We start from the raw sequence: 21290 nt of genomic DNA, 5'->3' as shown, positions 1-21290 counted from the left end.
GCTCGTTCACGACGCGGCTCCTTCCCGGACGCTGGGCAGGCTCTCCCGCCAGCGGTTGGTGATCGGGAGGCGGCGGTCGCGGCCGAACGCCTTGAGGCTGATCTTCGTCCCCGGCGCCGACTGGCGGCGCTTGAACTCCGCCACGTCGACCAGCCGCAGCACCCGGGCCACCACCTCGGGGTCGTGGCCGCGCTCGAGCAGCTGGGCCATGCCGAGGTCGCGGTCGACGTAGTCGGCGATGACCGAGTCGAGCTCCTCGTAGGAGGGCAGCGAGTCGCTGTCCTTCTGCCCGGGCGCGAGCTCGGCCGACGGCGGCTTGTCGATCGAGTTCTGCGGGATCGGCTCGGTCTCGCCGCGCTCGCGGGCGTGGGCGTTGCGCCAGCGGGCCAGCTCCCACACCAGCGTCTTCGGCACGTCCTTGATGGGGGCGAACCCGCCGGCGGCGTCGCCGTAGAGCGTCGAGTACCCGACGGCGACCTCGCTCTTGTTGCTGGTGGCCAGCAGCAGGTGCCCGTGCTGGTTGGACAGCCCCATGAGCAGCGTGCCGCGCACCCGCGCCTGCAGGTTCTCCGCCGCGGTGCCCGACAGCTCCACCGAGGACTCGAAGGCGTCGACCATCGGCGCGATCGGCACCGTCGAGAAGTGCAGGCCCAGGCGGCGGGCGCTGTCCTCGGCGTCGGCGATCGAGTGCTCCGACGACCACCGCGACGGCAGCGCGACCGCGTGCACCCGGTCGGGCCCGAACGCGTCCACCGACAGCGCGGCCACCAGCGCCGAGTCGATGCCGCCGGACAGGCCGAAGACCACCGAGGGCATGCCGTTCTTGTCGATGAAGTCCCGCAGACCGAGGACCAGCGCCCGCCAGACCTCCTCCGGGTCGCTCAGCGGCTCGGCGAGGTGACCCGGCCGCGGCTCGAACGGCGCCACCGGCTGCTCGGAGACGACGGTCCGGGTGACCGTCATCGGCCCGATCCGGCCGTCGCGGCGCTCGGGCACCCGCGCCGGGTCCACCACCAGATCGACGCAGAGCAGGTGCTGGACGAACTGCGGCGCGCGGGCGAGCAGCTCGCCGTCGGCGGACACGGCGAGGGAGTCGCCGTCGAAGACCAGCTCGTCCTGCCCGCCCACCTGGTTGCAGTACACGATCGGCGCGCCGGCCTCGGCCGCGCGGCGGCGCACCAGCGGCAGGCGCAGGTCGTCCTTGGCCCGCTCGTAGGGCGAGGCGTTGGGGGAGACGACGAGGTCGACGCCGGCCTGCCCGGCCACCCCGCACGGCCCGCCCTCGACCCAGAGGTCCTCGCAGATGGTCAGGGCGACGTCCGCGCCGTGCAGCCGCACCACCGGCAGCTCGGTGCCGGGCACGAAGTAGCGCGCCTCGTCGAAGACGCCGTAGTTGGGCAGGTGCCGCTTGGCGTAGCGGGCCACCACCTGCCCGCCGTGCAGCAGGGCGGCGGCGTTGCGCGGCTGGCCGCGGCGGGGGTTGGCGTCGCCGGGCCGGTCGTCGTCCGACCCGTCGGCGGCCGGGGGTGTGTCGACGGCGGCCGGCGCCGGGCCGTGCGTGTGCGCCAGGTACCCGACGACGACGGCGAGGTCCCCGAGCCCGCGGTCGGCGAGCGTGGCCGCCAGGTCGACGAGCGCCTGCTCGCTGGCGGCGGCGAAGGACTCGCGCAGCACCAGGTCCTCGGCCGGGTAGCCGGTCAGCGTCATCTCGGGGAACACCACGAGGTGCGCGCCGTCGCCGGCGGCCCTCCTCGCCCAGTCGACGACGAGCGCGGCGTTGCCCTCCAGGTCACCGACGCGGGTGTCGACCTGGGCCATCGCCACTCTGAGCTGCACCGGTCCACTCACGCGCCCATCCTCGTCGCCGTGCGTGGTCCCCGGCCAGGCGGGACCCTGTCCGCGTGGTCACGCACGGTCTGGCATGCGCCCGATGACCCTCCGCTCGAGCCTGCGCCGGTCGGCGGCAGGGGCCTACGCGGCCATCGGCCTGGTCGCCGCCCTCGCACCCACCCGGGTGCCGGCCGTCTTCGGCGGTGCGGCGCGTACGCCGGACGCGCGGACGGAGGTCCGGGCGGTCTACGCGGGCATCCCCCTGGCCTTCGCGGCGTCCCTCGCTGCGGCGTCCGGCTCCGGACCCGGCGACGACGCGGTCCTGCGGACGGTGGGCGCCGCGAGCGCCGGCATGGCCGCGGCCCGGCTCGCCGGGTGCGTGGCCGAGCACCGGCTCACTGCCTGGCCGACCGGCGCCTTCCTGACGCTGGAGACGGCGTTGGCCGTGGCGCTGCGGGCAGCCCGGCGGGCCGGGGGCTGATCCTCCTGACCGCCTCGGCCGGACGAGGTCAGCCCGTGGCCACCGGCGGGGTCGTCGTGCGCGGGACGGGCAGCCCGTCGGCCGCGGCCGGGGTCCCGGCGTCCGTCTCCGGTGGCGTCGCCCGCTCGAGGAAGCGCAGGAGCTCCACCGGGAACGGCAGGACCAGGGTCGAGTTCTTCTCGGCGGCGACCTCCACGACGGTCTGCAGCAGCCGGAGCTGCAGCGCGGCGGGGTGCGCGGCCATCACCTCGGCGGCCTGGGCGAGCTTCTCCGACGCCTGCAGCTCGCCCTCGGCGGTGATCACCCGGGACCGGCGCTCCCGCTCCGCCTCGGCCTGGCGGGACATCGACCGCTTCATGGACTCCGGCAGCGCGACGTCCTTGATGTCGACGCGGTCGATGTGGACACCCCAGTCGACGGCGGGGCTGTCCAGCATCAGCTCCAGACCCTGGTTGAGCCGCTCGCGGTTGGAGAGCAGGTCGTCGAGGTCGCTCTTGCCGATGATCGACCGCAGCGACGCCTGGGCGACCTGGGCGATCGCCGCCTGGTAGTTCTGCACGTCGACGACGACCCGCACGGGGTCGAACACCCGGTAGTAGACGACCGCGTCGACCGTGACGGTCACGTTGTCCCGGGTGATCCCGTCCTGGGCCGGGACCGGCATGGTCACCACCTGCATGCTCACCTTGTGCATCCGGTCCGCGACCGGGGCGATCAGCGTGAGCCCCGGCGCCCGCGGGTCACCGCGCAGCCGCCCGAAGCGGAGCACCACGCCCCGCTCGAACTGGGTGACGACGCGGACGCTCGATCCCACCAGGAGCAGCAGCCCGACGACCACGATCGCCAGGATCACGAGGATGGCGTCCATCTCGGCCTCCGTCGTCCCGTCGGGTGCGGTGCGGTGCGGGCACGGGGACGACGTGCCCGGCGCAGGACGATCCGGCCGGGGGACGCGGCCGCGACACCGCCGGTGGACTTCCGCCCGCGGGGCGTCTCCGCAACGCTGGGACGGGCAGCCGGGACCCGGTCCCGGCTCCTCCCGCGCGACCTGAGGAGGCTCGAGTGGGCACCGTCCACGTGGCGCGTGTGTACGACCGCGCGTCCCTGCCCGAGGGACGGCGCTTCCTCGTGGAGCGCCTGTGGCCACGAGGTGTCCGCCGCGAGGACCTCGAGCTCGACGGGTGGGTGCGCGACGTCGCGCCGAGCACGGAGCTGCGCCGGTGGTTCGGCCACGATCCCGACCGCTGGGAGGAGTTCCGCCGGCGCTACACCGCGGAACTGGACGCCGCTCCCGGGGCCTGGCGGCCGTTGCGCGACGCGGCCCGCGCCGGCCCCGTCGTCCTGCTCTCCAGCGCCCGCGACGAGGAGCGCAACAGCGCGGTCGCGCTGCGGGACTACCTGCTGGCCCACCGGTAGACCTCCGGCGGGGACGGCTCGGTCCCGGGGTGCACCACTGCGACCGGACTCACCGCTCCGTTCACCACGGCGCGGCTCACCGAGCCGAACACCGCGCCCAGCCCCGCCCGCCGGTACCGCGACCCGACGACGACGAGTGCGGCGCCCGCGGAGCCGGCGACGAGGGCAGCGGCCGGACGGCGGCGGACCACCTCGGTGGTGACCGGGACGTGCGGGTACAGCTCCCGCCACGTCGCCACGGCACCCTCGACGAGCGCGTGCGCCGCGGCCTCGGTGGTGACGAGGGGGGCGGTCACCGCCTCCAGGTCGGCAGGACAGTCCGCGGCCCAGGCGTGGACGGCGGTGACGCCGATGCCCCGCCGGGAGGCGGCCCGGAAGGCGAACCCGGTGGCGGCGTCGGACCGCGGGAGACCGTCCACGCCCACGACGACCCGTGGCGGGACGACGTCCGGAGCGGCCGCCCCCGACAGGTGCACCACCGTGACGGGGCAGCCGGCGCCGGCCGTGACCTGGAGCGTCAGCGACCCGTGCAGGAGGCGCTGGACGCCCGGCCGCCGGCCACTGCGCCGTCGGGGACCCAGGACGAGCAGGTGGGCATCCCGGCTCTCCCGGAGGAGGACCCGGCGCGGCGAGCCCCGGACGATGCAGGCGGAGACCTCGACGTCCGGGGCCAACGCACGGACACGGGCGAGTGCGCCGTCCACGAGCCGTGCGGCCGCCGCCTGCTGCACGGGCAGGGTGTCGACCGTGGGGACGAAGCCGAGCGGATCGAGCACCACCGGTGCGGCGAAGGCGTGCACGATCCGCAACGGGCGCTGCTGCCCGGCCGCTTCCGCGGTCGCCCACTCGAGGGCCGACGCCGACCCGCCCTCGGCGGGAACGCCGACGACGACGGGGGCGGACAGCCGCTGGAGTCGGCGCGCGACCGGCAGGACGGCGCGGGTGAAGGCCGGGTCCGACAGCAGGGCGGACTCGAGCTCCTGCACGGTCCGACGGTCCGGGTCACTGAGCACGAGCGCCTCCTCGGGCGGTCCGCTCTTGCGGGTGCATCGTAACGCGATACTCCCGCCGTGGACCCGCTTCCGGGGCGGCGGATCCGTGGTCGAATGAGCCCGTGGCCCCGGAGGACGACGCGCCGGCGGGTCCGCCGTTGACCAAGCGGGAGTTCGAGGCGCTCGCGGAGTTCCGCTTCGGCATCCGCCGCTACCTGCGCTTCAGCGAGGAGACGGTGCGCCGGCACGGGCTGACCCCGCAGCAGTACCAGCTGCTGCTGGCCTTGAAGGGGTTCCCCGGCCGCGAGTGGGCCACGGTCCGGGAGTTGGCGGAGCGGCTGCAGCTGCGCCACCACAGCGTCGTCGAGCTGGTCGACCGGGCGCAGGGCCAGGACCTCGTCACGCGTGCGGCCAATCCCGACGACGCCCGCTCCGTCCGGATCCTGCTGACCGGGGAGGGCGAGCGGATCCTCGGACGGCTCAGCGCCCTGCACCGGGACGAGCTGCGCCGCCTCGACACGGCGCTGACGCCCCCCGACTGGGGGGAGCCGGTCGCGGCCGACGCCGAGAGCGTGTGACGACGCCGGGAGTCCGTCGCGATCCCGGAGCGACACAGCGCCGCCGGCCGTGTACCCGGCGCGGTGACCGGGCAGGCTGTGCACCGACGTCACACCCCGGAAACGAGCGGACCCGATCATGGCCAGCATGGACCGACAGCAGGAGTTCGTCCTGCGCACCCTCGAGGAACGCGACATCCGCTTCGTGCGGCTGTGGTTCACCGACGTCTCGGGCTACCTGAAGGCGGTCGCCGTCGCCCCGGCCGAGATCGAGGCGGCGTTCGCCGAGGGCATCGGCTTCGACGGCTCGGCGATCGAGGGCTTCGCGCGCGTCTACGAGTCGGACATGCTGGCCAAGCCCGACCCGGCCACCTTCCAGGTGATGCCGTCGAGCAAGGGGCGGAGCAGCGACACCGCGCGGATGTTCTGCGACATCACCCTGCCCGACGGCTCACCGTCGTGGGCCGACCCGCGGCACGTGCTGCGCCGGGCGCTGTCGAAGGCCGCCGAGATGGGGTTCACCTTCTACACCCACCCCGAGGTCGAGTTCTTCCTGCTCAAGGACCTCCCCACCGACGGCCGCCCGCCGGAGCCGGCCGACACCGGCGGCTACTTCGACCTGTCCACGCACAACGTCGCGCACGACTTCCGCCGCGAGGCGGTCTTCGCGCTCGAGGCGATGGGCATCTCGGTGGAGTTCAGCCACCACGAGGTGGCGCCCGGACAGCAGGAGATCGACCTGCGCTACGCCGACGCGCTGTCGATGGCCGACAACGTCATGACGCTGCGGCACGTCGTCCGGGAGGTGGCGCTCGCCCAGGGCGTGCACGCCACCTTCATGCCCAAGCCGTTCACCGACCTGGCCGGCTCGGCGATGCACGCCCACGTGTCGCTGTTCGAGGGCGACCGCAACGCCTTCCACGACGCGTCGGACCCCTCCGGGTTGTCGGCGACCGGCCGCCAGTTCGTCGCGGGGCTGCTCATCCACGCCCGCGAGTACACCGCCGTCACCAACCAGACGGTCAACTCCTACCGGCGGCTGCTGGCCGGCACCGAGGCGCCGACGGCGGCCACCTGGGGCCGGGCCAACCGCTCGGCGCTGGTGCGGCTGCCGTCCTACAAGCCGAACAAGGGCCAGTCGGCGCGGGTCGAGGTGCGCTCGCCGGACTCCGCGTGCAACCCGTACCTGACCTTCGCCGTCCTGCTGGCCGCCGGGCTGCGCGGGGTCGAGAAGGGCTACGAGCTGCCGCCGGAGGCCGAGGACGACGTCTGGTCGCTCACCGACACCGAGCGCCGTGCCGCCGGCTACGAGGACCTGCCGGTGTCCCTCGGCGAGGCGCTGACCGCGATGCAGGGCAGCGAGCTGGTGGCCGAGACGCTGGGGGAGCACGTCTTCGAGTTCTTCCTGCGCAACAAGTGGGAGGAGTTCAACTCCTACCGGCAGAACGTGACGCCCTTCGAGCTCAAGCGCTACCTCCCCGGCCTGTAGGGGGAGGAGGACCCCCCTGTAAGGGGCCGTCGGGAGCTCGCGGCGGGACCCCGCAGGGAGCCGAACTACGCTCGGGGTCGTGCCGGACCGTCCCCGCCTGCTCGTCGTCGTCCCGAGCGACACCGCCCCGCCCGCCCGGCTGGGGGAGTGGCTGACGGCGGCCGGCCTCGAGCTCGACGAGCGGCACCTGGACGCCGGCGACGCCGTCCCCGCCGACCTCGCCGACCACGACGGCCTGCTGGTCATGGGCGGCCCGCAGTCGAGCCTGGACGACGACGCCACCAGCGGGCTGGCCCCGGTGCGGGCGCTGCTCGCCCGGGCGCTGGCCGACGACGCGCCGATCCTGGCCATCTGCCTCGGCGCCCAGCTCGTGGCCCAGGCCGGCGGCGGGCAGGTGCGGGTCGGCGCCGAGGGGCCCGAGGTCGGCGCGGCACTGGTGGCCCGCCGCGACGCCGCCGAGCGCGACCCGCTGTTCGCGCCGGTCCCGCTGAGCCCGGACGTCGTCCAGTGGCACCACGACGAGATCTCCCAGCTGCCGCCGGGCGCCACCCTGCTGGCCAGCAGCCCGCAATACGTCAACCAGGCCTTCCGGGTCGGCCGCGCCTGCTACGCGCTGCAGTTCCACGTCGAGACCAGCCCCGACGTCGTCCGCCGCTGGGCCGAGAGCGACCCGGTCGGCGTCGCCGCCACCCCGTTCGACGCCGGGACCGTCGGCGAGCGGGCCGCCGCGGTGCACCCCGACATCGAGGAGGTCTGGGCGCCGTTCGCCGCGCGCTTCGCCGACCTGGTGCGCGCCACCCGGACGACGCGGGTCTGAGGCCGTGACCGGGACCCGGGAGGTGCCCTACCGGGCACGGGTGCGGCTGGCCCGCTTCGGCTTCCTCGACGCGGAGAAGGCGGCCCTGCTGCTGTCGGACCCGGCGCTGGGGCTGTGGGACCTCGACCGCAACGAGCCGGCCGACCCCGAGGCCGCCCCGGTCGTCTCCGCGCTGGCCCGCGCCGGCGACCCCGACCTCGCCGTCCGCTCGCTGTCCCGCCTGGTCGAGGCACTCGACGCCGCCGACCCCACCGGCAGCTCGGCCGCCGCGCTGCTGGCGCGGCTGCGCGGCTCGGGGGCGCTGCGCAGCCGGCTGCTGTCGGTGCTGGGCGCCAGCGCGGGGCTGGCCGACCACCTCGCCGCCCACCCCGGCGACTGGACCGTGCTCGACTCCGAGGGCCGCGGCCCCGTGCGGCCCACCGCGCAGTCGCTCGAGCGGCAGATGCTGGTGGCCGTCGACGCCGACCCCGACGACCCGCCGTGGGGCGTCCGGCTGGGCAGGGCCGCGCCCGACGCCTCGCCGCAGCGGGTGGCGGCACTGCGGCTGGCCTACCGCCGCGCCGTCCTCTCGCTGGCCGGGCGCGACCTGGGCGAGGGGCTGTCGGCCGAGGACGTCGCCGGGGAGCTCGCCGACGTCGCCGCCGCGGTGCTCACCGCCGGGCTGGCGATCGCCGTCGCCGAGCAGCCCGGGAGCGCCGCCCCCTGCCGGCTGGCGGTGATCGGCCTGGGCAAGTGCGGCGGCCGCGAGCTGAACTACATCAGCGACGTCGACGTCGTCTTCGTGGCCGAGCCGGTCGATCCCAGCGACCCCGAGGCCCCGGCGGTGCAGAGCGCCACCCGGGTGGCCGCCGCGCTCATGCGGATCTGCCGCGAGGCCGCGTGGGAGGTCGACGCGGCGCTGCGGCCGGAGGGCAAGGCCGGCGCGCTGGTGCGCACGCTGGCCAACCACGCCGCCTACTACCAGCAGTGGGCCAGCACCTGGGAGTTCCAGGCGCTGCTCAAGATGCGCCCGGTCGCCGGCGACCCCGACCTCGGCCGCGCCTACGTCGACGAGCTGTTCCCGCTGGTGTGGCAGGCCGGCGAGCGCCCCGGCTTCGTCGGCGAGGTGCAGGCCATGCGCCGCCGCGTGGAGGAGAACATCCCGCCCGCGCAGGCCGAGCGGGAGCTCAAGCTCGGCCGCGGCGGGCTGCGCGACGTCGAGTTCGCCGTCCAGCTGCTGCAGCTGGTGCACGGCCGGGTCGACGTCCGGCTGCGCGTCGGCGGCACGCTGCCCGCGCTGGGCGCGCTGGTCGGCGGCGGCTACGTCGGCCGCGACGACGGCGCCACGCTCATCGCCTCCTACCGCTTCCTGCGCACGGTGGAGCACCGGCTGCAGCTGCTGCGGCTGCGGCGCACCCACCTGCTGCCCACCGACGAGCAGCAGCTGCGCTGGCTGGCCCGCTCGCTGGGCTACAAGCCCGACCACCGCGGCGACGCCGTCGACGTGCTGCGCGCCGAGCTCGCGCTGCACACCCGCGAGGTGCGCCGGCTGCACGAGAAGCTCTTCTACCGGCCGCTGCTGTCGGCGGTGGCCAAGGTGCCGCCCGAGGCGGCCCAGCTGGGCAGCAAGGCGGCCGGCGACTGGCTGCGCGCGCTCGGCTTCGCCGACCCCGACGGCGCGCTCCGGCACATGGCCGCCCTGTCCGGCGGGCTGTCGCGGTCGGCGTCGATGCAGAAGTACCTGCTGCCGGTGGTGCTGCAGACCCTCGCCGACTGCGCCGACCCCGACGCCGGCCTGCTGGCCTACCGGCAGGTGAGCGAGGCCCTCGGCGGCAACCAGTGGTACCTGCGGCTGCTGCGCGACGAGGGCCAGGTGGCCGAGCGGCTGGCCCGGCTGCTCGGCTCCAGCCAGTACGTGGCCGCGCTGCTCACCCGCACCCCCGAGGCGCTGCGGATCCTCGCCGACGACGACGAGCTCGAGCCGCGCGGCGCCGAGGCCCTGGTCAGCGCCTGGCGGTCGGCCGCCGGGCGGGCGCCGGACCCGCAGGCCGGCATCCGCGTGCTGCGCGCCCTGCGCCGCACCGAGCTGCTGCGGATCGCCGCGGCCGACCTGCTCGGCCGCCTCGACGTCGTCCGGGTCGGGCAGGCGCTCACCGACGTCGCCGTCGCCACGCTGCAGGCCGGCCTCGACGTCGCGGTCTCCGCGTGGGCGCGCGAGGCCGGCACCGCCGTCGCCGACGTGCCCATGGAGCTGGCCGTCATCGGCATGGGCCGGCTCGGTGGCGGGGAGATGGGCTACGGCTCGGACGCCGACGTGCTGTTCGTCCACCGGGCCCGCGCGGGCGCCGAGGAGGGGCGGGCGGGGCAGGCGGCCAACGCCGTCGCGCACACGCTGCGCCGGCTGCTCGGCGAGCCGGCGCCCGACCCCGCCTTCGAGGTCGACGCCGACCTGCGGCCCGAGGGGCGGCAGGGCCCGCTGGTGCGCAGCCTCGACGCCTTCCGCGAGTACTACGAGCGCTGGGTGTCGGTCTGGGAGGTGCAGGCGCTGCTGCGGGCGGCGCCGGTGGCCGGCAGTCCCGAGCTGGGCGCGGCCTTCGTCGAGCTGGTCGACCCGATCCGCTACCCGGCCGGCGGCCTCACCGACGCGCAGGTCGCCGAGATCCGCCGCATCAAGGCGCGGGTCGAGCGCGAGCGGCTGCCCCGCGGCGCCGACCCCGCCACCCACACCAAGCTCGGCCGCGGCGGGCTGGCCGACGTCGAGTGGACCGTCCAGCTGCTGCAGCTCCAGCACGCCGCGGACGTGCCCGCGCTGCGCCGGCCCTCGACCGTCGACGTGCTGGCCGAGCTGTCCGCGCACGGGCTGCTGGCGACCGAGCAGGCCGAGGCGCTGCGCGAGGCGTGGGAGCTGGCCACCCGGGCGCGCAACGCCGTCTTCCTGGTCCGCGGCCGGCCCAGCGACCAGCTGCCCCGGCCGGGCCTGGAGCTGGCCGGCGTGGCCCGGGCCAGCGGCGCCGGCCCCGACGTCGACCCCGGGCAGTTCCTCGACGACTACCGGCGCACCACCCGGCACGCGCGGACGGTCGTCGAGCAGGTCCTCTACGGCCGGCCCGCCGGCTGACCGCCGCGTGTGCGGGTTGCGCGGGCGGGGCACGCTGGGGGAGTGAGTGCAGCCCTGCCCGCCGACGACCCGACCGACGACACGCCGACCGACCCGGTGGCCGACGGCGCCGCCACCATCACGCCCTACCGCGACGGGCCGCTGATCGTGCGCGGCGACTTCCGCCTGGTCGACCAGGACGGCACCGAGATCGACCCCGGGCGCCGGACGGTGGCGCTGTGCCGCTGCGGCAAGTCCGGTGTCAAGCCGTTCTGCGACGGCACCCACAAGCGCTCGGGCTTCTCCGCGCCGAGCGCGCCGAGCCGGCCGCGCCCGGCCGCGGCGATCCGCCGGCAGGACACCGCCGACCAGCCGGGGACCCGCCCCGCCTGAGAGAGGACCTCGTCCTCCCCACCCCCCGCGAGCCCAGGGCGCGCCCCGGGACGAGGCCGCCCCGAGTCGTGACAGCGGTGGGAGGGCGGGGTCCTTCCTCAGGCCCGGGCGTCGATGGAGCGGGCCATCCGGACCTGCTCCTCGAGGACGTCGTCGATCCGGGCCTGGACGGCGTCGAGCCGGCCGATGACCTCGCTGGTGGCGTGGATGCCGGCGGTGACCTGCTCGCTGCTGGCCTGGATGCCGGCGATCTGGTCCGACACCCGCTGGGTGGCCGCGGCGGTCTCGCGGGCGAGGTCCTTCACCTCGCTGGCCACGACGGCGAAGCCGCGGCCGGCCTCACCTGCCCGCGCGGCCTCGATGGTGGCGTTGAGCGCCAGCAGGTTGGTCTGGTCGGCGATGCCGGAGATGATCCGGATGACCTCGCCGATGGCCGTCGACGCCTCGCTGAGCGCTGCCACCTCGGAGGTCATGGTGGAGGCCTGGGCGACGGCGTTGTCGGCCACCTGACCGGCCGCCGACGCCGCCTCGCGCAGCCGGGTGACGCTGTCGAGCAGCTCGCGCGAGCGCTGCGCGTCGGCCTCGGCCCGGCGCAGGGCGTCCAGGCGCTGGGACACCATGTGCTGGACGTTGCGCACGGCCGAGGCGCGGGACTCGGACACGTGCACCGGCCCGGTCGCGACGAACTCCATCGTGCCGACGACCCGCCCGCCGACGGTGACCGGGAAGCAGATGCCGGAGCGCAGGCCGGCCCGCTGCGCGGCCTGCACCCGCGTGCACTCGCGCATCTCGGCCAGGTCGCGGACGGCGACCAGGTCGCGCGCCTGCAGGGCACGGCCGGGCAGGCCCACCCCGGCGGCAGCGGCGCCGGTCCGGGTCGCGCGCCGGTACTCCTCGGCCACCTCGCCGGACTCGTGGGTGCAGCGCAGGACGCCCGCCTCCTCGTCCAGCGACCAGAACGCGGCGTGGGCCCAGCCGAAGGCGGTCCGCACGGTCTCCAGCGCGGTCGTCAGCGCCGAGGACTCGTCGGCGGCCTCGCCGATCCGGGTGACCACGGTGGTGACGGCCGCCCGGTCCTCGAGGCTCTCCTGCAGCGCCGCGGTGGCCAGGGCGGCCGCGCGCATCGAGGCGAACAGCCGGTGGATGGACTCCCACTTCTCGGTCCGGGAGCCGAAGAACGGCAGCTGCCCGCGGGAGTGGTACTCGACGACGGCGGTGACCACGCCGTCGTCGACCGCCGGGATGAAGCAGCCCTCCCGGACACCGGCGGCCCACGCCGCCTGCCAGCGCGGGTCGGCGCCACGGGCCGCGGGGGCGCCGTCGAGGTGCACGGCCCGCCGCTCGCGCACCGCCCTGCCGCCGGTCGCCTCGGGGAGCCGGTCGGCACCCGGCCAGCCGACGCCCGCCGACGCCGCCAGGGGGCCGTTGTCGTAGGCGAGGGCGAACGAGCCGTCGTCCCCGGGCGCCCACACGGCGCCGTAGTCCAGGCCGCAGGCCTCGGTGATCGTGCGCACCACCGCCATGTGGGCGTCCAGCGGCGTCCGCACCCCGGCGTCCAGGGCGGCGACCACCGCCTCGAGGGTCTCGATGTCGCGCGGCATCGGCGGGGGCGCCACCGTGCTCACGGGAGCCGGGTCGGTGCGCCGCCACATGGGGATCCTCCGGTCGTCGGGGACCGGCAGCGTCGTCACCGCGGTCCTGCGTCCTGCAGAGCTTCGGCAGGGCGCGACCGATGTCGAGCCGGCACGCTGGACCACCTCGCTGCAGGGCCGCCACGAGCTGGCGAGTGGCGGAGGGCAGCGGGGTCCTCCGTCAGGCGGCGAGCGCCGCGGTGTCCCGCAGGGCGGAGCGCCCCGCCTCCCACTCGCCCAGCAGGTACCGGGCGGCCAGCCCGTCGAGGGCCAGCGAGCAGGCGGCGCCGAAGAGCACGTCCGCGGCCAGCGCGGGGTCCTCGGACACCAGCGAGCCGCACATGTCCACCGAGGCGATCTGCTCGTGGACGGCGTCGGCCTCCACGTGCTCGTCGTAGAAGACGGTCGTGGACTCGTCGTGCCCGAGGCGGCGCAGCCCGGCGGAGTAGCGGCGGCTGGGCTCCGACGAGGTCATCTCCACGCAGGCCAGGTGGCCCAGCGCCGCGGCCCGCCACCGCCGGTGCAGGCCGAACAGCGACATGGTGTTCACCGAGGTGAAGGCCACGGCGGGGGCGTCGTCCCACAGGGCGCCGTAGGTGGCGTCCAGGCCGAGGTCGGTCATCATCCCGGCGAACAGCTCGCTGTGCATGCGCCCGGGGGTGCCGCCGCCGTACTCGTCGGCCTGGATCTCCACCATCGCCGCCTTGGCCCGCCCGTGCAGCCGCGGGATGGCGAAGGTGTGCGGGTCGCCCTCCTTGAGGTGGTAGACCGACCGGAGGGTCAGGTACTCGCGCCACTGCTCGGGGGTGCCGTGCCGGGCCATGTGCCGCGACAGCGACGGGCCGTCGTCGGCGGCGATCAGCGCGGTCAGCTGCACGTCGATCGGCTCGTCCGTCGGGGTCCGGGTGCCGGTCAGCTCCTGCAGGGCCGCGGTGTGCCGCCGCTCGAGGTGCGCGCGCAGCGTGAGCAGCGCGGGGTCCCACTCGAGCGCGTCGTCGACGTCGTCGAACCCCCGGTAGTGCAGCTCGTAGCAGACCGCGAGCGCCAGCTGCAGGTCGTCGTCGTGCAGCGGGTCGGCGGTGGCCTCCGCCGTGCGGGCGGCCAGGTCGACGGTGCCGGGGGAGACGGGACCGGCGAGGAGGTCGTCGCGGAGGGCCGCGCTCAGGGGGCCCCGGGGCTCGGGCAGACGCATGCACGGGGCCATGCCCCGTACTGGCCCTTCTGATGCACCGTGCACGATGTGATGCCGCGCCGGGTAAGGGCTGCCCATGGCAGAGCTCCGCGACCGCGTCGTCCTCGTCACCGGCGGCAGCGCCGGCATCGGCCGCGCCACCGTGGCCCGCCTCGCCGGCGCCGGGGCCCGGGTGGTCACCTGCGCCCGGGACGGCGACCGGCTGGCCGAGGCGGTGGCCGGCCTGCCCGGGGTCACCCCGGTGGTCGCCGACGTCGCCGACGGCACCGACCGGGAACTGCTGGTGCGGCGGGCCGTCGAGGCCCACGGCCGGCTCGACGCCGTCGTCCTCAACGCGGGCCTGGCCTACGCGGCGCTGGTCGAGGACACCCCGGGCGACGTCGTCGAGGGGATGGTGGCCACCAACCTCACCGGCGTCGTCGAGCTGAGCCGGCTGGCGCTCCCGCACCTGCTCGCGTCGGCCGCGGAACGCGGGCGAGGCGACCTGCTCGTCGTCAGTTCCTCGGGCGGGCTGTCCCAGGTGCCGCCGCTGACGGTCTACTCGGCCACCAAGGCCGGTGTGCAGGGCTTCGTCGCCGGGCTGCGGCGCGAGGTGACCGCCCGCGGCGTCCGCGTGCACACCGTCATGCCGGGGCCGGTGGCCACCGAGTGGATGGCCCGCGGCCACGGCTCCGCACCGGCCTCCGACGCCGACGCCCGCGGGCGGCTCACCCCCGGCATCGCGACCGAGCAGGTCGCCGGGGCCGTCGCCCGGTGCCTGACGTCGTACTGGTCCCGGTCGGTGGCGGTCCCGCGGGTCATGGGCCTGGCCCGGCTCGGCGAGGTGTTCCCGGTCAACCGGGTGCTGGACCTCGTGGTGTCGCGGCAGACCGACCGCATCCGGGCGATCTCGGCGCGCATGGTCGACGAGCGCACCGGCTGACCGCGCGCGGACCGACGGCGGACAGGAGGATCCCGGCGTGCCCTTCGACCCACCGTCGGCGGTCCTGCGGACCGCCGGCGCCGACGGCTGGACGCTGGTCGAGCCGCTGTCCTACGTCGGCAGCCGCGACCGCTTCGTCGTCCCCGCCGGCTTCCGCACCGACCTGGCCACCGTGCCGCGGCCGGTGCTGTGGCTGGTCCCCCCGGCGGGCCGCTACACGCTGGCCGCGGTGCTGCACGACTGGCTGTGCACGGTGGGCATCCGCACCGGCGCGGTGACCTCGCGGCAGGCCGACGGGATCTTCCGACGGGTCATGCGCGAGGCCGGCGTCCCGGTGCTGCTGCGCTGGCTGATGTGGACCGGCGTCCGCTGGGGTGCCCTCGCCGACGCCGAGCGGCGGCCCGGCTGGTGGATCAGCGCGCCCGGCGTGCTGGCCGTCTCGCTGCTGGCCGCGCCGCTGGTGCTGCCGTCGGTGCTGCTGGTGCCCGGGCTGCTGGTCTACGCCGCCGCCGAGCGGCTGGTGTCGGGGGAGGACTGGGGACGGGCCTGGTCGCGGGCTGCGCGACGCCCGACGGACGACGAGGCTGCCGTTCATGACTGACGCCTCCGGCCCGCCCTTCCGCGCCGACCACGTCGGCAGCCTGCTGCGCCCGCCCGCGCTGCTCGGGGCGCGCGCCCGGCACGCCGCCGGGGAGATCGACGCCGCCGAGCTGCGCGCCACCGAGGACGAGGCGATCGCCGACGTGGTCCGGCTGCAGGGCGACGTCGGTCTGCGCACCGCCACCGACGGCGAGTTCCGCCGCGCCTCGTGGCACATGGACTTCATCTACGCGATCGACGGGATCAGCAAGGTCGCCGGCGAGGACATCGTCGTCCACTTCCGGAACGCCGACGGGACGATCGACTTCACACCGGCCGGGCTGCACGTCGACGGGCCGCTGTCGATCGACGAGCCGATCTTCGGGGCGGACTTCGCCTACCTGCAGGGCCAGGTCTCCGAGCGGCAGACGGCGAAGCTGACCATCCCCTCGCCCTCGATGGTCCACTACCGCGGGGGCGCGGCCGCGATCGACCCGGCCGTGTACCCCGACGAGGACGCCTTCTGGGACGCGCTGTCGGCCGCCTACGCGCAGCAGGTGCGCGGGATCGCCGCGGCCGGCTGCACCTACCTGCAACTGGACGACACCAGCCTGGCCTACCTCAACGACCCCGCGCAGCGCGCCGAGCTCGCCGCGCAGGGCCGCGACGCCGAGCACCAGCACGAGCGCTACATCCGGCAGATCAACGCCGCGCTGGCCGGCCGCCCGGACGGCCTCACGGTCACGACGCACATGTGCCGGGGCAACTTCCGCTCGTCCTGGGTGGCCGAGGGCGGCTACGACTTCGTCGCCGAGGCGCTGTTCGGCGGCCTGGAGGTCGACGGGTTCTTCCTCGAGTACGACGACGCCCGCTCCGGTGGCTTCGAGCCGCTGCGCTTCGTGCCGCCGGGCACGCGGGTCGTCCTGGGCCTGGTGACGACGAAGCGGCCGGAGCTGGAGAGCAAGGACGCCCTCAAGCGGCGCATCGACGACGCCGCGCGGTACGTGCCGCTCGAGCAGCTCGCGCTCTCGCCGCAGTGCGGGTTCTCCTCGACCGTCGAGGGCAACGCGCTCACCCGCGACGAGCAGGTCGCGAAGCTGGCGCTGGTGGTCGAGACCGCCCAGGAGGTCTGGGGGTGAGGACCTCGGCCCCCTCGTAGGGCCCCGCCGCGAGCCCGCGAGCGGTGCGGGGCAACGGGCCCTCGATCACGGGCCGGTCACGACCGGGGCCCGTGCTGGGCGGACGGGCCGGCGGCTGACATGCTCCCAGCGTCTACCAGGACAGCGTCGTCCGGGCGCTGTCTGTGCTCGTAGGGAGGGCGCCCGTGTCCACCACCGTCAGCAGGTCCGACACCGACGGAGGGCCACCCGGAGGGACCGGCCGCCGGGCGTCGCTCAAGACCGTCCTCGTGTGGTCCGCTGTGTCGATCGTCGGCGCCGTGGCCTGGACCGTGCTCGCCCTCTCGCGCGGTGAGACGGTCTCGGCGCTGTGGATCCTGTTCGCCGCACTCTGCTCGTACGCGATCGCCTACCGCTTCTACTCCCGGTTCATCGCCTACCGGGTGCTCAGGGTCGACGACCGGCGGGCCACACCGGCGGAGCGGCTGCACAACGGCATCGACTTCGACGTGACCGACCGGCGGGTGCTCTTCGGGCACCACTTCGCCGCGATCGCCGGCGCCGGACCGCTGGTCGGCCCGGTGCTCGCCGCGCAGATGGGTTACCTGCCGGGGACCATCTGGATCGTCGTCGGCGTCATCTTCGCCGGCGCCGTCCAGGACATGGTCGTCATGTTCTTCTCGATGCGCCGCAACGGGAAGAGCCTCGGCCAGATGGTCCGCGAGGAGATCGGGATCGTGGGCGGCATCGCGGCGCTCATCGCCGTCTTCGCCATCATGATCATCATCTTGGCGGTGCTCGCGCTCATCGTCGTCAACGCACTCGCCGAGTCGCCGTGGGGCGTGTTCTCCATCGCCCTGACCATCCCCATCGCCCTCTTCATGGGTGTCTACCTGCGCACGATCCGTCCGGGACGGGTGCTGGAGGCCACCGCCATCGGCGTCGTCCTCCTGCTGGCGGCGGTCATCGGCGGCGGCTACGTCGAGGAGATGGGACTGGCCGAGACGCTGACGCTGTCGAAGGAGTGGCTGGTCCTCGCCCTCGTCGTCTACGGGTTCGTCGCCTCCGTGCTGCCGGTGTGGCTGCTGCTCACCCCCCGCGACTACCTGTCGACGTTCATGAAGGTCGGCGTGATCGTGCTGCTCGCCATCGGTCTGCTGCTCGCCCGGCCGGTGCTGCAGGCCGAGGCGGTGACCGACTTCGCCCGGGAGGGGACCGGCCCCGTCTTCGCCGGGTCGCTGTTCCCGTTCGTCTTCATCACCATCGCCTGCGGCGCACTGTCCGGCTTCCACGCGCTGATCTCGTCCGGGACGACGCCGAAGATGGTGGCCAAGGAGAGCCAGGTCCGCCTCATCGGCTACGGCGGCATGTTGATGGAGTCCTTCGTCGCCATCAGCGCGCTCATCGCCGCCGTCGTCATCGACCAGGGTCTGTACTTCGCGATGAACGCCCCGGCCGGTGTGACGGGCGGCACCCCGGAGACGGCGGCGGCCTACGTCAGCGGGCTGGGGTTCCCCACCTCGGCGGAGGATCTCGCCGCGGCCTCGGCGGCGGTGCAGGAACCGAGCCTGATCTCGCGCACCGGCGGTGCGCCGACCCTGGCCGTGGGCATCGCCAACATCCTGTCCCAGGCGTTCGGCACCGGGATGGCGGCCTTCTGGTACCACTTCGCGATCATGTTCGAGGCGCTGTTCATCCTGACCGCCGTCGACGCCGGCACGCGGGTCGGGCGGTTCATGCTCCAGGACACGATCGGCAACGTCTGGAAGCGCTTCGGTGACCTGTCGTGGCGGCCCGCGAACATCATGGCCAGTGCGGCGGTGGTCGGGCTGTGGGGCTACATCCTCTACGTCGGGGTGACCGACCCCCTGGGCGGCGTGAACCAGCTCTTCCCGCTGTTCGGCATCGCCAACCAGCTGCTGGCCGCGATCGCGCTGACCCTGGTGACGGTGCTGCTGATCAAGCACGGGAAGGTGCGCTACGCCTGGGTCACCGCCATCCCGCTGGCCTGGGACCTCACGGTGACGATGACGGCGAGCTGGCAGAAGGTGTTCTCGGGCGACCCGAGGGTCGGCTACTTCACGCAGCGCCAGCTCTACGCCGATGCCCTGGAGCGAGGCGAACTGCTGGCTCCGGCGCAGGACGTCGACCAGATGGAGCAGGTCGTCTACAACTCGACGCTGAACGGGGTGCTGCAGGCGGTGTTCGCGCTGCTGACCCTGGTCGTGGTCGTCAACTCGGTCGTCGTGATCGCCCGCGCCCTGCGGGCCGGCGGGCCGGTCCCCACCACCGAGGAGCCGGCCGTGCCGTCGTCCATCGTGGAGCCGTCGGGGCTGTTCGCCACCGCGGAGGAGAAGCGCGTGATGGCCGAGCAGGAGCGGATGGTCGGCGCGGGTGCGCGGGGCCAGGGCACCTTCACGGAGGAGGGTCCGTCCCGGTGACCGCCGCCTGGACCGTCCGCGAGGCCGCCGTCCGGACCTGGCGCGGGGTGCGCTGGTACCTGCGCGAGTGCAGCGGGGAGGCGCGCTGGGACGACCACCTGCGGCACTGCGCCGAGCACGGCCACGAGCCGATGAGCCGGCGGGAGTTCGAGCGGCGGCGCGCCGACGAGCGGGAGCGCAACCCCGTCAGCCGCTGCTGCTGAACCGGACGACCGCGGCCCCCTGCCCACGGGTGTGGGCAGGGGGCCGCGGTCCGTGGGCCCGGTGGCTCAGGCCGCGTAGTTCACGTGCACGTGGTCGAAGTGGTTGGCCGTGACGCTGCCGCGGTCCTCCATCTGCTTCCAGGAGCCGGTCGGCGAGCTGAGGATCTGCTGCTCCCAGATGACGTAGTCCACGCCGAGCTCGTCCCAGTGGTCGATGTGGTACTGGACGATCGCGTCGCCGAGGGCGGCGTCGGTCAGGACCATGTAGTCCAGCGCCAGGCCGGAGGGGTGGCCCTTGGGGTCGACGGCGCTGGCGCGGGTGCCGCCGAGGGTGATCGAGCCGGCGCCCGGCACGGCTGCGACGACGGCGTCCGCCGCGGCCTGGACCTGCGGCTGGACACTGCCGGCGCTGTTGGTGATGCGCGCGACGGCGGCAGCGGCCGTCTGGACGACGGGGGCCGACGTGGTCGACGGGGCCGACGTGCCGGCGGTCGTCGTCGTGGCGGCGGGGGCCGCCTCGGCCGGAGCGGCGGGGGCCGGCTGCGCCGGAGCGGCCTGCTCGGCCCCGGAGGTGGTCAGCACCAGTCCCGGCGTGAGGCTGTTCGGGTTGCTGCCGATGACGTCGACGTTGCGCTGGTACAGCTCGCGCCACGACTCGCTGTGGGCGGCGGCGATCTCGCGCAGCGTGTCGCCCCGCTCGACCGTGTAGTCGCCCCCCGCGGCGTGGCGGCCGTAGGTGTCGGCGCGGTCCCGGTCGCCGCGGTCGCCCGCGTCGTCCTGGCCGGTCGCCGGGGCGGCGACCGGCTGCTCGGCGGCGGCCGGCTGCTCGGCGGCGGGCGCCGGCGCGGACGTCCCGGCGGCGGCCGGGGTGGTGCCCTCGGTCAGTCGCGCCCCGCAGGTCGGCCAGGCGCCGATGCCCTGCCCGGCGAGGACGTTCTCGGCGATCGCGACCTGCTGGGCGGGGGTCGCCAGGTCGGCGCGGGGCGCGAGCTCGGTGCCCCCGTAGCCGGCCCAGGTCGCCTGGCTGAACTGCAGCCCGCCGTAGTAGCCGTTGCCGGTGTTGATGCTCCAGTTCCCGCCCGACTCGCACTGGGCGACGCCGGTCCAGTCGTGGGTGGGAGCGGCGGCCGCCGCCGGGGAGCCGAGGACACCGAGCCCGACGGCGGTGGCGCCGGCTGCGACGGGGGCCTTGGCGAGGACCTTCTTGGTGCGGACGTAGCGGGGTGCGCGGTGCTTGGCCATGAGTGGTCTCCGATCACCGCCGGCGAGGTGAGCTGTCGGGTTCGGGCGATCGGTGCCCGGCCGCGGGACGCGGCTTCACCCCGAGGCGCGCAGGCCGCAGGGCCGTGGCGCGCCGTGGACGTGGGTCCCCCACCCCTGCCCTGGGATCGGTGGAAGGCAGCCGGTGGGCAGGGTTTGGCGGTCCGGCGCCGCGCTCCCTTTAGCTGAGCGCAGCCAAGAAGCTACGTTCCGTCATGTCAGTTGTCGCCGTGACGCCGGTCACACCCGGGTCCCCCGGATCGCCGTCGGCGCGGCGTGACTGGTCAGCGGTCCGTCCGCGATCGGGTGCGTGGCGCAGGCCACGTCCACTGGACCGGCCCGGACACGCTTCGTCCCACGTGCCCCAGGAGTGTCCCGGCGCCCCAACGGGGGTCAGGTCGGGTGGGCGCGGTGCCGACTCTGAGAGCACGTTCCCGAGGCCCGCGGGCCCGTCCGAGGAGTGCCCATGCCGTCGTCCCACGACCCGAGCCGCCGCCTGACCGAGCTGCGCGCCGGCATGTCCGTCCTGACCAGTGCCGCCGCCGACCTCGGCGTCGGCAGCCAGACCGAGGTCCGCGTGCTGGCCGACGGCCGGCTCTGGCTGGCCGAGCAGCAGGTCGCGGTGAGCGCCGCCGACGTCTACCAGGCCGCCCGCGGGCTGGTCGCCGCCCAGCTCGACGCCATCGCGCAGGTCTCCGGCCAGCCGGTCGAGGACCACGCGTTGGCGTGGCTGGTGACGCTGCAGACCAACGAGGTCATGGTCGGCCTCGAGGACGAGGCCGCCGCCTTCGACGCCGCCCTCGACGCCCCGGCTCTCGACGGCCCCGCCTTCGACACCGCCGCGCTGGAGGACGACGCCGCCTGACGCGCTCCCGGGGCGGCGCGCGGTGGTG

At 75.2% G+C, this 21290-nt stretch carries 19 protein-coding genes and 1 riboswitch; of the genes, 13 read left to right on the top strand and 6 right to left on the bottom strand.

The window, feature by feature from the left end:
- Positions 1-6 precede the first annotated feature (6 nt).
- Complete coding sequence (locus ABQ292_RS04950) at positions 7-1848, bottom strand: NAD+ synthase (protein ID WP_369203838.1); 1842 nt, start codon at positions 1846-1848, stop codon at positions 7-9.
- Positions 1849-1930: 82 nt separating this feature from the next.
- Between ABQ292_RS04950 and ABQ292_RS04945 the strand changes: the two genes are divergently transcribed.
- Entirely contained in the window at positions 1931-2311 is a 381-nt protein-coding gene (locus ABQ292_RS04945) for a DUF4345 family protein (protein WP_369203836.1), read from the top strand.
- A 28-nt stretch (positions 2312-2339) separates the two neighbouring features.
- On the opposite strand, the gene ABQ292_RS04940 is transcribed toward ABQ292_RS04945, so the two are convergent.
- Positions 2340-3179: a slipin family protein gene (locus ABQ292_RS04940; protein WP_369203834.1), complete on the bottom strand. Its 840-nt coding sequence runs from the start codon at positions 3177-3179 to the stop codon at positions 2340-2342.
- Between the two features lie 194 nt (positions 3180-3373).
- Here ABQ292_RS04940 and ABQ292_RS04935 point away from each other — a divergent pair, with 194 nt between their 5' ends.
- On the top strand, positions 3374-3727 hold the full coding sequence (locus tag ABQ292_RS04935; RefSeq protein WP_369203832.1) for a DUF488 domain-containing protein: 354 nt from the start codon (positions 3374-3376) through the stop codon (positions 3725-3727).
- Here the strand turns inward: ABQ292_RS04935 and ABQ292_RS04930 are convergent.
- A complete protein-coding gene (locus ABQ292_RS04930; protein ID WP_369203830.1) occupies positions 3706-4713 on the bottom strand; it encodes a universal stress protein in 1008 nt (335 codons plus the stop codon). The genes ABQ292_RS04935 and ABQ292_RS04930 overlap by 22 nt on opposite strands.
- Positions 4714-4841: 128 nt before the next feature.
- Here ABQ292_RS04930 and ABQ292_RS04925 point away from each other — a divergent pair, with 128 nt between their 5' ends.
- The 5 genes from ABQ292_RS04925 to ABQ292_RS04905 all read left to right on the top strand — a co-directional run bounded on the left by ABQ292_RS04925 (position 4842) and on the right by ABQ292_RS04905 (position 11051).
- Complete coding sequence (locus ABQ292_RS04925; RefSeq protein ID WP_369203828.1) at positions 4842-5297, top strand: MarR family winged helix-turn-helix transcriptional regulator; 456 nt, start codon at positions 4842-4844, stop codon at positions 5295-5297.
- Positions 5298-5424: 127 nt separating this feature from the next.
- Positions 5425-6765, top strand: a complete 1341-nt coding sequence (gene glnA / locus ABQ292_RS04920; protein WP_369203826.1) for a type I glutamate--ammonia ligase — start codon at positions 5425-5427, stop codon at positions 6763-6765.
- A gap of 79 nt (positions 6766-6844) precedes the next feature.
- The gene (locus tag ABQ292_RS04915) at positions 6845-7582 is read left to right on the top strand and encodes a type 1 glutamine amidotransferase (protein ID WP_369203824.1); all 738 of its coding nucleotides are present in this window, start codon (positions 6845-6847) and stop codon (positions 7580-7582) included.
- 4 nt (positions 7583-7586) lie between these two features.
- Positions 7587-10679 (top strand): bifunctional [glutamine synthetase] adenylyltransferase/[glutamine synthetase]-adenylyl-L-tyrosine phosphorylase, encoded by a 3093-nt coding sequence (locus ABQ292_RS04910; RefSeq protein WP_369203822.1) that lies wholly within the window; start codon positions 7587-7589, stop codon positions 10677-10679.
- A 42-nt stretch (positions 10680-10721) separates the two neighbouring features.
- Positions 10722-11051 (top strand): CDGSH iron-sulfur domain-containing protein, encoded by a 330-nt coding sequence (locus ABQ292_RS04905; protein WP_369203820.1) that lies wholly within the window; start codon positions 10722-10724, stop codon positions 11049-11051.
- Positions 11052-11149: 98 nt separating this feature from the next.
- Here the strand turns inward: ABQ292_RS04905 and ABQ292_RS04900 are convergent, their stop codons facing one another.
- Both ABQ292_RS04900 and ABQ292_RS04895 read right to left on the bottom strand, forming a co-directional pair.
- Positions 11150-12742: a methyl-accepting chemotaxis protein gene (locus tag ABQ292_RS04900; RefSeq protein WP_369203817.1), complete on the bottom strand. Its 1593-nt coding sequence runs from the start codon at positions 12740-12742 to the stop codon at positions 11150-11152.
- Positions 12743-12863: 121 nt separating this feature from the next.
- A complete protein-coding gene (locus ABQ292_RS04895) occupies positions 12864-13874 on the bottom strand; it encodes an iron-containing redox enzyme family protein (RefSeq protein WP_369203815.1) in 1011 nt (336 codons plus the stop codon).
- A gap of 76 nt (positions 13875-13950) precedes the next feature.
- On the opposite strand from ABQ292_RS04895, the gene ABQ292_RS04890 reads away from it, so the two are divergent.
- The 5 genes from ABQ292_RS04890 (at position 13951) to ABQ292_RS04870 (ending at position 19137) form a co-directional block, all read left to right on the top strand.
- On the top strand, positions 13951-14796 hold the full coding sequence (locus ABQ292_RS04890) for an SDR family oxidoreductase (RefSeq protein WP_369203813.1): 846 nt from the start codon (positions 13951-13953) through the stop codon (positions 14794-14796).
- 37 nt (positions 14797-14833) lie between these two features.
- Entirely contained in the window at positions 14834-15397 is a 564-nt protein-coding gene (locus ABQ292_RS04885) for a DUF1353 domain-containing protein (RefSeq protein ID WP_369203811.1), read from the top strand.
- Positions 15390-16514, top strand: a complete 1125-nt coding sequence (locus ABQ292_RS04880) for a 5-methyltetrahydropteroyltriglutamate--homocysteine S-methyltransferase (protein WP_369203809.1) — start codon at positions 15390-15392, stop codon at positions 16512-16514. The genes ABQ292_RS04885 and ABQ292_RS04880 overlap by 8 nt, the downstream gene beginning before the upstream one ends.
- Positions 16515-16699: 185 nt before the next feature.
- Complete coding sequence (locus tag ABQ292_RS04875; RefSeq protein WP_369203807.1) at positions 16700-18934, top strand: carbon starvation CstA family protein; 2235 nt, start codon at positions 16700-16702, stop codon at positions 18932-18934.
- Positions 18931-19137 carry a CstA-like transporter-associated (seleno)protein gene (locus ABQ292_RS04870; RefSeq protein ID WP_369203805.1) on the top strand — a complete coding sequence of 69 codons (207 nt, stop codon included), beginning with the start codon at positions 18931-18933 and terminating at the stop codon, positions 19135-19137. The genes ABQ292_RS04875 and ABQ292_RS04870 overlap by 4 nt, the downstream gene beginning before the upstream one ends.
- 66 nt (positions 19138-19203) lie before the next feature.
- Here the strand turns inward: ABQ292_RS04870 and ABQ292_RS04865 are convergent, their stop codons facing one another.
- Positions 19204-20379 (bottom strand): transglycosylase family protein, encoded by a 1176-nt coding sequence (locus ABQ292_RS04865; RefSeq protein ID WP_369203803.1) that lies wholly within the window; start codon positions 20377-20379, stop codon positions 19204-19206.
- A gap of 2 nt (positions 20380-20381) precedes the next feature.
- A riboswitch (cyclic di-AMP (ydaO/yuaA leader) is annotated at positions 20382-20541 on the bottom strand.
- Between the two features lie 322 nt (positions 20542-20863).
- On the opposite strand from ABQ292_RS04865, the gene ABQ292_RS04860 reads away from it, so the two are divergent.
- Complete coding sequence (locus tag ABQ292_RS04860; protein ID WP_369203801.1) at positions 20864-21262, top strand: hypothetical protein; 399 nt, start codon at positions 20864-20866, stop codon at positions 21260-21262.
- Positions 21263-21290 lie beyond the last annotated feature (28 nt).

Origin of the sequence: Geodermatophilus maliterrae, from assembly GCF_041018925.1 — a bacterium.
Classification (GTDB): Bacteria; Actinomycetota; Actinomycetes; order Mycobacteriales; family Geodermatophilaceae; genus Geodermatophilus; species Geodermatophilus maliterrae.
Note: the sequence above shows the minus strand (reverse complement) of the source record. Positions and strands in the feature narration are given on the sequence as shown.

Bases quoted from the DNA above. Each gene is read 5' to 3' on its own strand.
- ABQ292_RS04945 (WP_369203836.1), top strand. From the start codon at position 1,931: ATGACCCTCCGCTCGAGCCTGCGCCGGTCGGCGGCAGGGGCCTACGCG.
- ABQ292_RS04940 (WP_369203834.1), bottom strand. From the start codon at position 3,179: ATGGACGCCATCCTCGTGATCCTGGCGATCGTGGTCGTCGGGCTGCTG.
- glnA (WP_369203826.1), top strand. From the start codon at position 5,425: ATGGACCGACAGCAGGAGTTCGTCCTGCGCACCCTCGAGGAACGCGAC.
- ABQ292_RS04895 (WP_369203815.1), bottom strand. From the start codon at position 13,874: ATGCGTCTGCCCGAGCCCCGGGGCCCCCTGAGCGCGGCCCTCCGCGAC.
- ABQ292_RS04890 (WP_369203813.1), top strand. From the start codon at position 13,951: ATGGCAGAGCTCCGCGACCGCGTCGTCCTCGTCACCGGCGGCAGCGCC.
- ABQ292_RS04880 (WP_369203809.1), top strand. From the start codon at position 15,390: ATGACTGACGCCTCCGGCCCGCCCTTCCGCGCCGACCACGTCGGCAGC.
- ABQ292_RS04865 (WP_369203803.1), bottom strand. From the start codon at position 20,379: ATGGCCAAGCACCGCGCACCCCGCTACGTCCGCACCAAGAAGGTCCTC.
- ABQ292_RS04860 (WP_369203801.1), top strand. From the start codon at position 20,864: ATGCCGTCGTCCCACGACCCGAGCCGCCGCCTGACCGAGCTGCGCGCC.